The organism is Streptomyces sp. NPDC088730 (genome assembly GCF_044751215.1).
Taxonomy (GTDB): Bacteria; Actinomycetota; Actinomycetes; order Streptomycetales; family Streptomycetaceae; genus Streptomyces.
Genome location: NZ_JBIVLK010000014.1, coordinates 100,110 through 113,954 on the forward strand (window position 1 = coordinate 100,110; position 13,845 = coordinate 113,954).

Genomic DNA, 13,845 nt, shown 5'->3' on the forward strand with positions numbered 1-13,845 from the left:
CTCCCTCATGACCGCCACCGTGACCACCGAGAGCCGGACGGAAAAGTCGGACAGGGTGACGAGCCGGGGCAACGGGGGTGCGCGCAGGCGACTGCCGCGCATCCCCGACCGGATCCGCCAGGGCGGACTGCCCTATCTCCTGCTCCTGCCGGCCGTCCTGCTCGAACTCCTCGTCCACGTGATTCCGATGATCATCGGAATCGTGATGAGCTTCCGCGAGCTCACGCAGTTCTACATCAACAACTGGGGCGGAGCGCCCTGGAGCGGCTTCGACAACTACAAGATCGCCGTGGACGTCAACGCCCCGATCGGCGAGGCGCTGCTCCACTCGTTCTTCGTCACCTGTGTCTTCACGTTCTTCGCCGTCGGCCTGGCCTGGCTGTTCGGGGTCACGGCGGCGATCATGCTCCAGGAGAACTTCCGCGGCCGGGGCTTCCTCCGGGCGATCTTCCTCGTGCCGTACGCTCTGCCGGTCTACGCGGCAGTCATCACCTGGGCGTTCATGTTCCAGCGGGACAACGGCCTGGTCAACCACGTGCTGCACGACCAGCTCGGGCTGACCGACCAGCCCTCCTTCTGGCTGATCGGCGACAACAGCATCTACGCGCTGATCATCGTCTCGGTCTGGAAGGGCTGGCCGTTCGCCTTCCTGATCGTGATGGCGGGGCTCCAGAACATCCCGCGCGAGCTGTACGAGGCCTCCGCGATCGACGGCGCCGGCATCTGGCAGCAGATCCGCAAGATCACCCTGCCGGCGCTGCGCCCGGTCAACCAGGTCCTCGTGCTCGTCCTGTTCCTGTGGACGTTCAACGACTTCAACACCCCGTACGTGCTGTTCGGGAAGGCGGCGCCGGAGAACGCGGACCTGATCTCGATCCACATCTACCAGTCGTCGTTCGTCACCTGGAACTTCGGCACCGGATCCGCCATGTCCGTCCTCCTGCTGCTCTTCCTGCTGCTCGTGACGGCCGGCTACCTGATCATCACCTCACGCGGAAGGAAGGGCGCCGATGCCTAGCAATGCCCAGTCGGCCGTGGCGCCCGGGGTATCGAAGTCCCGGGCCGGGAGGCGGTCCCCGATGGCCGCTCCGCAGTCCTTCCTCTGGACCCGCCGCGTCATCCTGGCCTTCCTGGCCGCCTTCGCGCTGCTGCCCGTCTACGTGATGGTCAGCAGTTCGCTCAAGCCGCTCCAGGACGTGTCGGGCAAGTTCCACTGGATACCGTCCGGGCTGACGGTCCAGCCGTACTTCGACATCTGGAAGACCGTCCCGCTGGCCCGGTACTTCGTCAACTCGCTGGTCGTCGCGGGTTCGGCGACGGTCCTCTCGGTGATCATCGCGGTGTTCTCCGCGTACGCCGTGAGCCGCTACAAGTTCCGCGGCAAGCGCGTCTTCACCGTCACGGTGCTCTCCACCCAGATGTTCCCCGGCATCCTCTTCCTGCTCCCGCTGTTCCTCATCTTCGTCAACATCGGGAACAGCACCGGCATCGCGCTGTACGGCTCGCGCGGCGGACTGATCCTGACGTATCTGACGTTCTCGCTGCCGTTCTCCATCTGGATGCTCATCGGCTACTTCGACTCGATCCCGAAGGATCTGGACGAGGCCGCCCTGGTGGACGGCTGCGGACCGCTCGGCGCCCTGTTCCGGGTCGTCGTGCCGGCCGCCGTGCCGGGCATCGTCGCCGTCGCCGTGTACGCCTTCATGACGGCCTGGGGCGAAGTGCTCTTCGCGTCCGTCATGACCAACGACACCACCCGCACCCTGGCCGTCGGCCTCCAGGGCTACGCCACCCAGAACGACGTGTACTGGAACCAGGTCATGGCCGCCTCGCTCGTCGTCAGCGTCCCGATCGTCGCCGGATTCCTGCTGCTCCAGCGGTACCTGGTCGCGGGCCTCACGGCGGGAGCCGTCAAGTGACCACTTCGGAAAGGAAGTCCGTGAACGACCTCAGCGCCCTCCCGGCCGACTTCACCTGGGGCGTCGCCACCGCCGCGTACCAGATCGAGGGCGCCGTGGCGGAGGACGGCCGCGCCCCGTCGATCTGGGACACCTTCTCCCACACCCCGGGCAAGATCGCCGGCGACGACACCGGGGACGTTGCCTGCGACCACTACCACCGGGTGCCGGAGGACATCGGCCTGATCAAGGAGGTGGGGGCGGGCGCGTACCGCTTCTCGCTCGCCTGGCCGCGGATCGTCCCTGGCGGCGACGGCCCCGTCAACAAGGCCGGGCTGGACTTCTACGACCGGCTGGTCGACGGGCTCCTCGACGCGGGGATCACCCCGTTCGCCACGCTGTACCACTGGGACCTGCCGCAGGCGCTCCAGGACCGGGGCGGCTGGACGGTCCGGGAGACGGCAGAGCACTTCGCCGCGTACACCTCGGCCGTCGTGGAGCGCCTCGGTGACCGGGTGAAGGACTGGGCGACCCTCAACGAGCCGCTCTGCTCGGCCTGGATCGGTCACCTGGAGGGCACCATGGCGCCGGGTCTCACCGACCTGACCGCCGCCGTCCGGGCCTCGTACCACCTGCACCTCGGGCACGGTCTCGCCGTGCGGGCGATCCGCGCCGCGTCCTCGGACGCCCGCGTCGGCATCGTCAACAACCTCAGCCCGGTGGAGGCCGCCACCGACCGCGAGGCGGACCGGGCCGCCGCCGTGCGCGGTGACGGGCACATCAACCGCTGGTGGCTCGACCCGATCCTCGGGCGCGGCTACCCGCAGGACATGGTCGACCTGTACGGCGTCGAACTCCCGGTCCGGGACGGCGACATGGACCTCATCTCGGCACCGCTCGACTGGATGGGCGTGAACTACTACTTCCGCCAGGTCGTCACCGCCGACGCGACCGGTCCCGTCCCGCACGCCAAGCAGGTCTACCTGCCCGGCTCCCGCCACACCCACATGGACTGGGAGGTGCACGCCGAGGGCCTGGAGCAGCTGCTGCTGCGCCTGACCGAGGAGTACGGCGTCGAGCGCATCTACGTCACCGAGAACGGCTCGGCGTACCAGGACGTCGTGCTGGCCGACGGTTCGGTGCACGACCCGGAGCGCACCCAGTACCTGGAGGAGCACCTCGCCGCCTGTGCGCGCGCCGTCCGCAAGGGCGCGCCGCTGGCCGGGTACTTCGCCTGGTCGCTGCTGGACAACTTCGAGTGGGCGTACGGCTACGACAAGCGCTTCGGCCTGGTCCACGTGGACTACGCGACGCAGCGCCGCACGGTCAAGAGCAGTGGCCGGCGCTACGCCGAGCTGATCCGGGAGGCCGGGGCGGGCCGTTCGGGCAGGACCGCCTGACCCCGGCCGGCCCTCGTGGCCGGCCTGCCTCCGGCTGCGGCGGACGACCGCCGCGGCCGGAGGTTTCGCTTTTCCGCCGGGATCGGCGCGCGGCCGGGTCCGGGCATGAGTCCGCGGTGGTCACGGATCGCCGTGACCACCGCGGACTTCCTCACCGCACCGACAGCGGGGATGGGACGGTGCGGGCGGCCTGCGGGACCGTCAGTCCGGCCGGGTGCGAGACCCGGCCGGGAGAGCGCTCTCCCAACCGGAACCAGTCTTGCGCCGCAGCTCAGCGAGTGTCAAGACGGGCGAGCAGGGCACGGGAGGTGACGGAGGACGGTGCGAGGCGCCCAGGAGGGCGGCGCGCACCCGCCTGCCCGGCTGAACAGGCCGTCCGCGGGTCCCGAATCCATACTGGACAACGCGGCATCAAGGCATCGCGACATCCCCGGCGTACCGGCGCCCCCGACAGATTGCAGGAGTATCCAGATGAGCGGCACCGCGCAGATCGGCGTCACCGGGCTCGCGGTGATGGGCCGCAACCTCGCCCGTAACTTCGCCCGCAACGGCTTCACGGTCGCGGTGCACAACCGCACGGCGGCGAAGACCGACGCCCTGATCGAGGACTTCGGTGAGGAAGGGACCTTCGTCGCCGCGCACACGCCGCAGGAGTTCGTCGCGGCGCTGGAGCGGCCCCGGCGCCTGGTCGTCATGGTGAAGGCGGGCGAGCCCACGGACGCGGTGATCCAGGAGTTCGCGCCGCTGCTGGAGGCGGGCGACGTCATCATCGACGGCGGGAACGCCCACTTCGAGGACACCCGGCGCCGGGAGAAGGAGCTGCGGGAGCGCGGCATCCACTTCGTCGGCGCCGGCATCTCGGGCGGCGAGGAGGGCGCGCTGAACGGGCCGAGCATCATGCCGGGCGGCAGCGACGAGTCGTACGCCTCGCTCGGGCCGATGCTGGAGAAGATCTCCGCGAAGGCCAAGGACGGGGCCCCGTGTGTCACGCACATCGGCCCGGACGGCGCCGGTCATTTCGTGAAGATGACGCACAACGGCATCGAGTACGCGGACATGCAGCTGATCGGTGAGGCCTACCAGCTGCTCCGCGACGTGGCGGGGTACTCCGCCACGCAGATCGCCGACACCTTCCGCACCTGGAACACCGGACGCCTGGACTCCTACCTCATCGAGATCACCGCGGAGGTCCTCTCCCACGTGGACGCGGCGACCGGCAAGCCCTTCGTGGACGTGGTGCTCGACCAGGCGGAGCAGAAGGGCACCGGCCGCTGGACCGTGCAGATCGCCCTGGACCTGGGCGTTCCCGTCTCCGCGATCGCCGAGGCCGTCTTCGCCCGCTCCGTCTCCGGCCACGCCGCGCTCCGCGAGGCCTCCCGCCACCTCGCCGGACCGACCGCCCGCAAGCTCGGCAAGGACGAGGCGGCGGCCTTCGCCGACCAGGTCGAGCAGGCCCTGTACGCCTCGAAGATCGTCTCCTACACGCAGGGCTTCCACGAGATCGCGGCCGGCAGCGAGACGTACGACTGGAACATCGACCTCGGCAGGGTCGCCGCGATCTGGCGCGGCGGCTGCATCATCCGGGCCGCGTTCCTCGACCGGATCACCAGCGCCTACGAGGCGCGGGCCCAGCTGCCGAGCCTGCTGGCCGACAAGAGCTTCGCCCAGGAGATCGCCGCCGCGCAGGACGACTGGCGCGCCGTCGTGGCCACCGCCGTCACCCAGGGCGTCCCCACACCCGCCTTCGCCGCCACCCTCGCCTACTACGACTCGCTGCGCGCCGAACGGCTGCCCGCCGCGCTCACCCAGGGCCAGCGCGACTACTTCGGCGCGCACACCTACCGCCGGGTCGACCGCGACGGCGTCTTCCACACCCTCTGGGGCGGGGACAAGAGCGAAGTCGAGAGCTGACGGGCGGGCCGGACGGCCGCCCGGCCCACCCCGGGCTCCGCCGCCCGCCCCGCGCCGGTCAGCGCCCCGAGATCAGGTCCGCCACCCGGGCGAGGGGAGACGTACTGGTGCGGTGCCCCTCCACTTCCTGGCGGTCCGCGGCCCGGTAGACCGCGTACATTCCGTGGACCCCCATCCAGCGCAGCGGCTCCGGCTCCCAGCGCGGCGAGGTGCGGCCGGTCCACGGCAGCCGGGTGCGTTCGGTCTCCTCTCCGATGACCAGGTCGGTGAGGGTGCGGGCCGCGAGATGCGAGGCCGTCACGCCCTGGCCCACGTATCCGCCCGCCGAGCCGATGCCGGTGGCCCGGTCCAGCTGGACGGTGGGACACCAGTCACGGGGTACCGCGAGCACACCGGACCAGGCGTGGGCGACGGGAACACCGGCGGCCGCCGGGAACAGCGCGGCCAGTGTCCGGGCCAGCGAGGCCACGGTCCGGGTGCTGGTGCCGCCGTCCCCGTCGACGCGGGATCCGAACCGGTAGGGCACTCCCCGCCCGCCCAGGGCGATCCGGCCGTCGGCGGTACGCTGCCCGTAGAGGTAGGCGTGGGTCTGGTCGCTGAACAGCTCCTGTCCTTCCCAGCCGATGCTCTGCCAGGCAGCCGGGGACAGCGGCTCGGTCACGAGCATCGACGAGTTCATCGGCAGCCAGGTGCGCTTCTCACCGGGCAGTTCGGAGGTGAAGCCCTCGGTGCAGCGCAGCACGTGACGTGCGCTCACCGAGCCGAACGGCGTGGTCGCCTCGTGCGGGGCGATCGCCGTGACGGGCGTCGACTCGTACAGGCGTACCCCCAGCCGGACGACGCTCTCGGCGAGGCCGGTGACCAGCCGGGCGGGGTGGATACGGGCGCAGTGCGGGTTAAAGGCCGCGCCGAGGCCGCCCGCGACCTCGACGCGCTTCTTCAACTCCGCCGCGGAGAGGAGCCTTTCGTCCGTGTTGCCCCATTCCCTGTCGTGCGTGACGGAAGCCCGCAGCCGGTCCAGCTGGGCCGGTGCGTGGGCGACACGCAGATAGCCGCTCTTCACCGCGTCCGCCGCGATGCCCTCACGCCTGAGCGTCGAGAGCACCACATCTACCTCCTCGTTCATCAGGGCCTGGAACCGCAGGACGGCCTCCTTGCCGCGTTCTGCGGCGAACCGGGCGGGCGAACCCGGGATCTTGCCGGACAGCCAGCCGCCGTTGCGGCCGGAGGCGCCGAAACCCGCGAACTCCCGCTCCAGAACGACGATGTCCCAGTCGGGCCGGGCCTTCTTGAGGTGGTACGCGGTCCAGAGCCCGGTGTATCCGGCGCCGATGACGCACACATCCGCGGTGGTCGAACCGTCGAGCGGGGTGCGTCGCGAGGGGAAGCCGGTCTGGCTGAACCAGAAGGACACCTGGCCGTTGGCCGGGTCAGAGGTGGACATGGCAGAACTCCGGGAGAGTGCGATCAGGGGTGTGGTGAGGGGCGGGCGGATCAGCGGGCGGAGGCGGCCGCGCCGGCCCGTGGGGTCCCCGGCAGGACGTCGTCCTCGGAGCGGCGGGGCAACGCCAGACACGCCGCGGCCATCCCCAGGGCGACGATCCCGGTGAGGGCGGCCACCGGGGCCGTGCTGCCACTGCGGTCGAGCAGGTAGGTGGAGAGGCTCGGGGCGATACCACCGATGGAGCCGGCGATTCCGTAGCTGAGGGAGGCGCCCGTGTAGCGGACCTCGGGGCGGAACAGCAGGACGACCTCGGCGGCCAGGACCCCGTAGCCGGCTCCGACGAAGGCCATGCTGACGGCGACGCCCAGATACAGCAGCGCCGCGTTCTGGGTGCCCACCAGGGCGAAGGCGGGCCATGCCCAGACCAGCAGGCCGACGGCGGAGGCCACGGCGATCCCGCGTGCGCCGAAGCGGGGTGCCAGGAGGGCGCCGACGAGGACGAAGAGACCCTCGCTGACCGCGGCGATCAGGTTCGCGGGCAGCGTGATGGAGGTGCTCATCCCGAGTGTGCCGGTCGCGTAGACGAGGGTGAACGTGGTCAGCAGGTAGTAGGTGACGAAGACGCCGGCGAACGCGCCCACCCCGATGAGGACGCGCCGCCAGTCCTGGCGCAGCACCTCGACGACGGGGAGCCGTGCGGGCTTCGGTGCTTCGCCGGCCGCGGTGAAGTCCGGCGACTCGTGGATCTTCGTGCGGATCGCCATGCCGATGGGGATGAGCAGGACGGAGGCGAGGAAGGGCAGTCGCCAGCCCCAGCTGTGCAGCCAGGCCTCCGAGCCGCTGGTGACGGCCATGAAGACGAGGGTGGCGAGGACCAGGCCGAGCGGTGAGCCCAGTTGGGCGAAGGCCCCGAAGAGCGTCTTGCGGCGGGGCGCCGCGTGCTCGACGCCGATGAGCGCCGCGCCGCCCCACTCGCCGCCGACCGCCATCCCCTGCACGATGCGCAGGAGCAGCAGGAGGAGCGGGGCCGCGACCCCGATGGCGCCGTACGACGGCAGGAGGCCGACCGCGACGGTGGCACCGCCCATCAGGAGCAGGGTGACGACGAGGGTGCGCTTGCGCCCCACCCGGTCCCCGAAGTGCCCGAAGATCACGGCACCGAGCGGACGGGCGAGGAAACCGGCGCCGAAGGTGGCGAGGGAGAGCAGTGTGCCGACGAGCGGCGGGAGTCCGGGGAAGAAGACGTGGTTGAAGACGAGCGCGGAAGCGGTGCCGTAGATGAAGAAGTCGTACCACTCGATGGTGGTCCCGATGATCTGGGCGGAGGCGAGCCGTCTCGTGGAGAGGGCGGGCCCGGATCCGGCGGAGGCCGGGGTCGTTCCTTGACGCATGACGTACTCCTGGCGAGGCGGCAGGACGGACGGCGAGGGCAGAGGCGTTCCGAGTCGGTGCGGTGAGCGGCGTCGGCCGCCCGTTGGCTCGGTTACTGGACGGCGCGCGTGGCGGAGGGTGCCGGGCGGGGCACTAGGCGCGGGGGGGCGGAGGCGACACCGTCGCGGTCGTCGGCTTCGATGCGGTGTGCGGCGCGGTCGGACGGTTCTCCGTGGCCGCCTCCGCCGCCGGTGACCACGCTGACGCGGTCGCCGGCCCCCAGCTTTTCGTGGAAGACGACAGGGAGTTGTTCGACGGATCCGTCGGCGCGGGTGATGGTGAACGAGCCCGGCCGCCCCGGGCCCGCGCCGTCCAGGCCGGGTGCGCCGGTGCGGTGGCGGTCCGCGTATCCGGCGATGTCGACGCCGTCGGACACGGCCTCGTAGGTACGCCGGATACCCAGGCCGCCCCGGTACTCGCCGGTGCCGCCGGAGTGCTCGTGGAGCGCGTACTCGACGACCCGGAAGTGCGAGTAGTCGGACTCCAGGGCCTCGACGGGGGCGTTCGCACAGTTGGAGATGGGGTTGTCGAGGGCGTCGGCTCCGTCGTGTGCGGCGCACGCGCCCCAGCCGCCGCCGAGGATTTCCAGGACGACCTGGTAGCTGCTGGTGTCCCGGTCGAGGTGGCTGACGGTGAACGCGGTCGTGGTGTCGAAACCGGTCGCGGCGGCCCGTTCCGGAACCTGCCGCCCGAGCGCCTGGACGATCGCGTTGAAGACCCGGCTGGCGGGAGTGAGCCGGCTGCGTACGGCGGCGGGAGACCTCGGGTTGAGGATGCTGCCGAACGGGGCGTGCACGGTGATGGGCCGGTTGCAGCCCTCGTTGAACGGGATGTCGGGTTCGTCCAGCAGGCAGCGGACGGCGCTGATGGCCGAGGAGACGGTCGAGGCGAGGGGACAGTTGACGTTGCCGTCGATCTGGTCGCCGCTGCCCGTGAAGTCGAGGTGGATCTCCTCGCCCGCCACGGTGACCCTGACCCGGATGTCGACCGTTCCGGCGTCCCAGGGGCTGCCGTCGAGCGTCTGCACGGACTCGTAGACACCGTCCGGGATGCGGCCGAGTGCCGCCCGGGTGCGTCGCTCGGAGTAGTCCTTGAGCTCGTCCATGGCCGTGAGGCAGTCGGCGGTGCCGAATCGGGCGGCGGCCTCCTTGAGCCGGGCCGCGGCCGTGCGGTTGGCGGCGAACTGGGCGTTGAGATCGCCGACGACGAGGTCGGGCACGCGGACGTTGGCCCGCACCATCTCCTCGACGAAGCCGCCGCGCCCCCAGTCGCGCGATACGGAGAACCGGCTGAGCGGCAGGCGGAGGCCTTCCTGGTAGATCTCGGTCGCGGTGGCGTTGAGGCCGGGGCTGCCACCGCCGATGTCGACGTGGTGGGCGACGCTCGCGGCGAACGCCACCAGGTGCCCGTCGGTGAGAACGGGGGTGAAGAGGTAGATGTCCTGGAGGTGCTGGCCGCCGTTGAACGGGTCGTTCATCAGCAGCGCGTCGTCCTCTGTCAGCGTGGACAGGTCGACGGCGTCGGCCAGGCCGCGGATCGCGGACGATATGCCCGCGGTCATGATCGGGATGCATTCGGCCTGGTCGATGACCTCCCCGCGGGCGTCGGTCAGCGCGACCGAGTAGTCGCGCGCTTCCCGGACGATCGAGGAGAACGCCGCCCGGCGCAGGTCGGTGGCCATCTCGCGGGTGATGGAGGAGAGCGCGGCCCGGATCAGGCCGAGCCGGGCTGTGTCGAGAGGCATGGGTCAGCTCCTGGTGAGGACGAGGTTGGTGGCCGGGTCGACGGTGGCGGTCCAGCCGCTGGGCACATAGGTCGTCGAGGACTCGTCGGTGATCACGGCGGGTCCGGCCAGTTCGGTGCCGGCGGGCAGGGCTCCCCGCGACACGGTGACGGTGGGGCGGGGTGTGCCGTACTCCAGGACGGTGCCCTGCTGAACCGGTTCGCCGGGCCGGTGCTCGACGGCGGGGAGCGCCACCTGGGGGCGGGGTCGGCCGACGCTCAGCCGGAGGGTCACCACCTGCACGGGGGCGGTGTGATCCGCGTGTCCGAAGCGCTGGGCGTGCAGGGAGTGGAAGGCCGCTACGAGTTGTTGTACGAGGTCCTCCCCCTCCGGCTGGGGCAGCGGGACGGAGAGCTCGAAGCCCTGCCCGGCATAGCGCATGTCGGCGGTCCAGGTGTCGTGCACGGTGGTGGCGTCGACGCCCTGCCCGGCGAGTTCGCTGTGGGCCTCACCGGTGACGGCGGCCATGACCTCCCGCAGACGTGTGTGGTCGAGCGTGCCGGCGGCGGCGAGGACGGTGCGGGCGAACTCACGCCGGAATCCGGAGGCCAGCAGGCCGTAGGCGGAGGCGAGTCCGGAGTGCGGGGCGATCACGACGCGCCGCATCCCCAGTTCGTCGGCGACGCCCGCCGCGTGCACCGGGCCCGCGCCCCCGTAGGCGAGCAGCGTCAGCCGGCGCGGGTCCTGGCCGCGCTCGACCGAGGCGACCCGGATGGCACCCGCCATGGCGACGTTGGCCAGCTGATGGGCCGACCAGGCGGCCTCGCCCGCCGTGACGCCGAGCCGGGCGGCGAGCGGGGCGAAGACGGCTTCCGCGGCGTCCAGGTCGAGCGGGAAGCGTCCGGCCAGCCTCGGGTGCGGCCCGAGCAGGCCGAGGACGGCGTTCGCGTCGGTGACGGTGGGCACCGGTCCGCCGCGTCCGTAGCAGGCGGGCCCCGGGTCGGCCCCGGCGCTCCGCGGGCCGACAGTGAGCAGGCCTCCGCTGTCGACGGCGATGATGCTGCCGCCGCCGGCGCCGACGGTCGTGATGTCGATCATCGGCACGCGCACCGGCAGCCCGTCGACGGTGACCTCCGGAGTGAGCTGCGGGGTGCCGTCGACAACGAGGGACACGTCCGTGCTGGTACCGCCCATGTCCATGGTGACGACGTCCCCGAGCCCGGCCGATTCGGCGACGGCCACGGCCGCGCTGACCCCGGCGGCGGGGCCGGAGAGCAGCATCGTCACCGGCCGGGCCGTCACCACGGGCACCGGCACGGCGCCGCCGTTGGACTGCATCACCTGCAGTCCCGTGATGCCGCGTCGAGCCGCCTCGTCGGCGAGCCGGAGCAGATACCCGGAGACGGCGGGCCGGACGAAGGCGTCGACCACGGTGGTGCTGGCGCGCTCGTACTCGCGGAATTCGCGTGCCACCTCGCAGGACAGGGACACCGGCAGCCCGGGGGCGAGATCGGCGGTCAGCTCGGCCAGCCGCCGTTCGTGCGCGGGGTTGCCGTACGAGTGCAGCAGGCACACCGCGATCGCGGTGACGTCCTGGGCGAGCAGTTCCTTCACCGCGCGCCGCGCGCTCTCCTCGTCGAGTCCGAGCGCGATCTCGCCCGACGCGAGGATCCGCTCATCGATCTCCTGGACCAGATGCCGCGGCACGAGCGGTGCGGGCTTGACGTACCTCAGGTCGTACATGCGGTCACGGTCCTGGCGCTGGAGCGTGAGCAGGTCACGGAAACCGCGGGTGACGAGGAGGCCGAGGCGAGGGCCGCGGCGTTCGAGAAGGGCGTTGGTCGCCACCGTGCTGCCGTGCAGCAGGGCCGCGCCCTCACGCAGTTCGGCCGGCAGCTCGTCGATCGCCTCGATCACCGCACGCGACGGGTCCTGCGGAGTGGAGAAGACCTTCGAGGTCGCCCGCAGCCTGCCGTCGTCGTCGAGGACGACCAGGTCGGTGAAGGTGCCACCGCATTCGACACCAATACGCATGAGGCCCCCTTTCTATGACTCAATGTGACAACCCGAATTCAGATCCGGCCTTGAAATGTGACGTTCCCATGGCCGACGATGCGCGGTAATACGTCGTTCTCCCCATGGACGAGGGTGCGCGTCGGTGCTGGTCAGCCCCGTTGGGCGGACCGCCCGGAAGAAGGAGGTGCGCATGGCACGGGACCGGTCCGGGCTGTCCGAGAGCGTGTCCGAAAACGAGCGGCGGGTAGGCCCTGGCGTGGCCAGGCTCGACGCGTCCGGCCGCTATGAGCGCCTCGACGTGCTGGGCTGCGATCTCGTGATGGATCAGCGGGTGAGGCGCTGGGCGGAGCTGATGCCGGCCACCCGCAAGTCAGCTGTCTCCTTCGTGTGGGTCACCGAGGACGGCGTATGGGCCCACATCGATCTCGCGGTGCCGCCGACGGCCGAGGGCCGGCAGGTCACCGTCACGGTCGCGGTACGGACCGGCGAACCGCCGTACGGTCTCACCGCGCGTGAACTCGACGTGCTCACGCTGCTCGCGGGTGGTCTCACCAACACCTCCGTCGCCCGCTACCTCGGCACGAGCCCGCGCACCGTCGGCAAGCAGGTGGAAGCGCTCCTGGACAAACTGGGGCAGCCGAGCCGCGGCGCGGCGGCCGCGTTCGCCGTGGACAGCGGGCTGCTGCGGCTTCCGGTACCCGGCCACTGCGCCGAACTGTCCGCCCTGGGCGTGGGCATGCTCGACGCGCTGGAACGCGGCCGCAGCAGGCCGCCCAGATTCGCGGGCGCCCCGCGCCGCAACTCCCGGCTCTTCGCCCCCCGGCCGCTGACCGTGGGCCTGATGGCCCCGCTGCTCGGCGCCTACGGCGCCGACGGCGAGGAACTGCGCAGGGGCGCCGAACTCGCGGTGGCCGAACTGAACGCCCGCGGAGGGGTGTCGGGGCAGCCGCTGGAGCTGGCGGCCTTCCCGCTCGACAACCAGGACGCGGCCTCGGTGGACACGGCGTTCCGTGCGGCGGGCGCACGCGACCTGTCCGCCCTGGTCGGCTCGTACCTGCTCGTCGACGAGCGTTCCAGCTACGAGCGTGCCGCCGAGTACGCGATCCCGTACCTGAACGTCGGCAGCAGCGACCTCCAGGCGGCCTGGGTCGACTCGGAGCCATCCGTTTTCGGCAATGTGTTCCAGGCCGGCCCGAGGCGCAGCAACTATGTGCACGGCTTCCTGCGGTTTGCCTCCCGGACGGGCGCGGCGGGCCTGTGGCAGCCGCCGCGCCGGACCATCGGCGTGGTCGAACCCGAGGTCGCGGACGGCGAGATCCTGCCGCACCGGGGCGCGGACCTGATCGAGGCCGCGGGCTGGCGCGTGGAGTTCCGGATCAAGACCAGACCACCGTACGACGACTGGTCGGAGGTCCTGGAGCAGTTGCGGCGCACCTCCCCGGCGGCGCTGCTGCTGGGCAACCACCCGCCGACCGCGATGGCCGCGTTCCAGCGCGCCTTCGTCCGGGATCCCTCGCCGACCCTCGTCTACAACGTGTACACGCCATCCGTTCCGGCCTATCTCGGCGCGGCGGGCGGGGCTGCCGAGGGAGTCGTCTGGGCCAGTGTCACCGGCCGGTACGGCGACGCCCGGGGAGCCTCCTTCGCCCGGAACTACGCCCGCCTGCACGGCGGCATCCCCGGTCACGGCCTGGCGGGGGCCGGCTACGACCAGATACAGGTCCTCGCGCGGGCCTGGAGCGCCACCTCCAGCCCGGGGCACCCGGGTGAGACCGTGGACGCCCTGCGCAGCGTCGTGCACCGGGGGGTCAACGGCGCGTACTTCCTGGGAGCGGCGGGGCAGACCAACGCGGCCTACCCGGACGAGAACCCCGATCCGTCACTCGCCCAGGCACCGCTGGTCTACCAGGTGCAGGACGGCGCCAGCCGGGCGATCCACCCGGCGCCGTACGCCGAGGCCGCGTTCCGGCTGCCGCCCTGGCTGCGGCGGGAGTGCCCGCGCCGGGCAGCCGTGTGACCACG

9 protein-coding genes are annotated in these 13,845 nt (G+C 71.4%); 5 read left to right on the forward strand and 4 right to left on the reverse strand.

The window, feature by feature from the left end:
* The first annotated feature begins 7 nt into the window (after nt 1–7).
* The 4 genes from ACIP89_RS30860 (at nt 8) to gndA (ending at nt 5,209) form a co-directional block, all read left to right on the forward strand.
* Complete coding sequence (locus ACIP89_RS30860) at nt 8–1,018, forward strand: carbohydrate ABC transporter permease (RefSeq protein WP_401924934.1); 1,011 nt, start codon at nt 8–10, stop codon at nt 1,016–1,018.
* Nucleotides 1,011–1,919 (forward strand): carbohydrate ABC transporter permease, encoded by a 909-nt coding sequence (locus tag ACIP89_RS30865; RefSeq protein ID WP_401924936.1) that lies wholly within the window; start codon nt 1,011–1,013, stop codon nt 1,917–1,919. The genes ACIP89_RS30860 and ACIP89_RS30865 overlap by 8 nt, the downstream gene beginning before the upstream one ends.
* A gap of 20 nt (nt 1,920–1,939) precedes the next feature.
* Nucleotides 1,940–3,298 (forward strand): GH1 family beta-glucosidase, encoded by a 1,359-nt coding sequence (locus ACIP89_RS30870; RefSeq protein WP_402117823.1) that lies wholly within the window; start codon nt 1,940–1,942, stop codon nt 3,296–3,298.
* A 471-nt stretch (nt 3,299–3,769) separates the two neighbouring features.
* Complete coding sequence (gndA, locus tag ACIP89_RS30875; protein WP_402117768.1) at nt 3,770–5,209, forward strand: NADP-dependent phosphogluconate dehydrogenase; 1,440 nt, start codon at nt 3,770–3,772, stop codon at nt 5,207–5,209.
* A gap of 58 nt (nt 5,210–5,267) precedes the next feature.
* Here gndA and ACIP89_RS30880 read toward each other — a convergent pair whose 3' ends face one another.
* The 4 genes from ACIP89_RS30880 to ACIP89_RS30895 form a co-directional block, all read right to left on the reverse strand.
* Complete coding sequence (locus tag ACIP89_RS30880) at nt 5,268–6,653, reverse strand: NAD(P)/FAD-dependent oxidoreductase (RefSeq protein WP_402117770.1); 1,386 nt, start codon at nt 6,651–6,653, stop codon at nt 5,268–5,270.
* Nucleotides 6,654–6,703: 50 nt separating this feature from the next.
* Nucleotides 6,704–8,044: an MFS transporter gene (locus tag ACIP89_RS30885; RefSeq protein ID WP_401924945.1), complete on the reverse strand. Its 1,341-nt coding sequence runs from the start codon at nt 8,042–8,044 to the stop codon at nt 6,704–6,706.
* Nucleotides 8,045–8,136: 92 nt separating this feature from the next.
* Nucleotides 8,137–9,828, reverse strand: a complete 1,692-nt coding sequence (locus ACIP89_RS30890; protein WP_402117773.1) for a hydantoinase B/oxoprolinase family protein — start codon at nt 9,826–9,828, stop codon at nt 8,137–8,139.
* Between the two features lie 3 nt (nt 9,829–9,831).
* A complete protein-coding gene (locus ACIP89_RS30895) occupies nt 9,832–11,841 on the reverse strand; it encodes a hydantoinase/oxoprolinase family protein (RefSeq protein ID WP_402117774.1) in 2,010 nt (669 codons plus the stop codon).
* A gap of 172 nt (nt 11,842–12,013) precedes the next feature.
* On the opposite strand from ACIP89_RS30895, the gene ACIP89_RS30900 reads away from it, so the two are divergent.
* Entirely contained in the window at nt 12,014–13,840 is a 1,827-nt protein-coding gene (locus tag ACIP89_RS30900) for an ABC transporter substrate-binding protein (protein ID WP_401930901.1), read from the forward strand.
* Nucleotides 13,841–13,845 lie beyond the last annotated feature (5 nt).

Excerpts from the sequence above, each read along its gene's own strand:
- ACIP89_RS30860 (WP_401924934.1), top strand. The coding sequence starts at position 8 with ATGACCGCCACCGTGACCACCGAGAGCCGGACGGAAAAGTCGGACAGG.
- ACIP89_RS30865 (WP_401924936.1), top strand. The coding sequence starts at position 1,011 with ATGCCTAGCAATGCCCAGTCGGCCGTGGCGCCCGGGGTATCGAAGTCC.
- gndA (WP_402117768.1), top strand. The coding sequence starts at position 3,770 with ATGAGCGGCACCGCGCAGATCGGCGTCACCGGGCTCGCGGTGATGGGC.
- ACIP89_RS30880 (WP_402117770.1), bottom strand. The coding sequence starts at position 6,653 with ATGTCCACCTCTGACCCGGCCAACGGCCAGGTGTCCTTCTGGTTCAGC.
- ACIP89_RS30885 (WP_401924945.1), bottom strand. The coding sequence starts at position 8,044 with ATGCGTCAAGGAACGACCCCGGCCTCCGCCGGATCCGGGCCCGCCCTC.
- ACIP89_RS30890 (WP_402117773.1), bottom strand. The coding sequence starts at position 9,828 with ATGCCTCTCGACACAGCCCGGCTCGGCCTGATCCGGGCCGCGCTCTCC.
- ACIP89_RS30895 (WP_402117774.1), bottom strand. The coding sequence starts at position 11,841 with ATGCGTATTGGTGTCGAATGCGGTGGCACCTTCACCGACCTGGTCGTC.
- ACIP89_RS30900 (WP_401930901.1), top strand. The coding sequence starts at position 12,014 with ATGGCACGGGACCGGTCCGGGCTGTCCGAGAGCGTGTCCGAAAACGAG.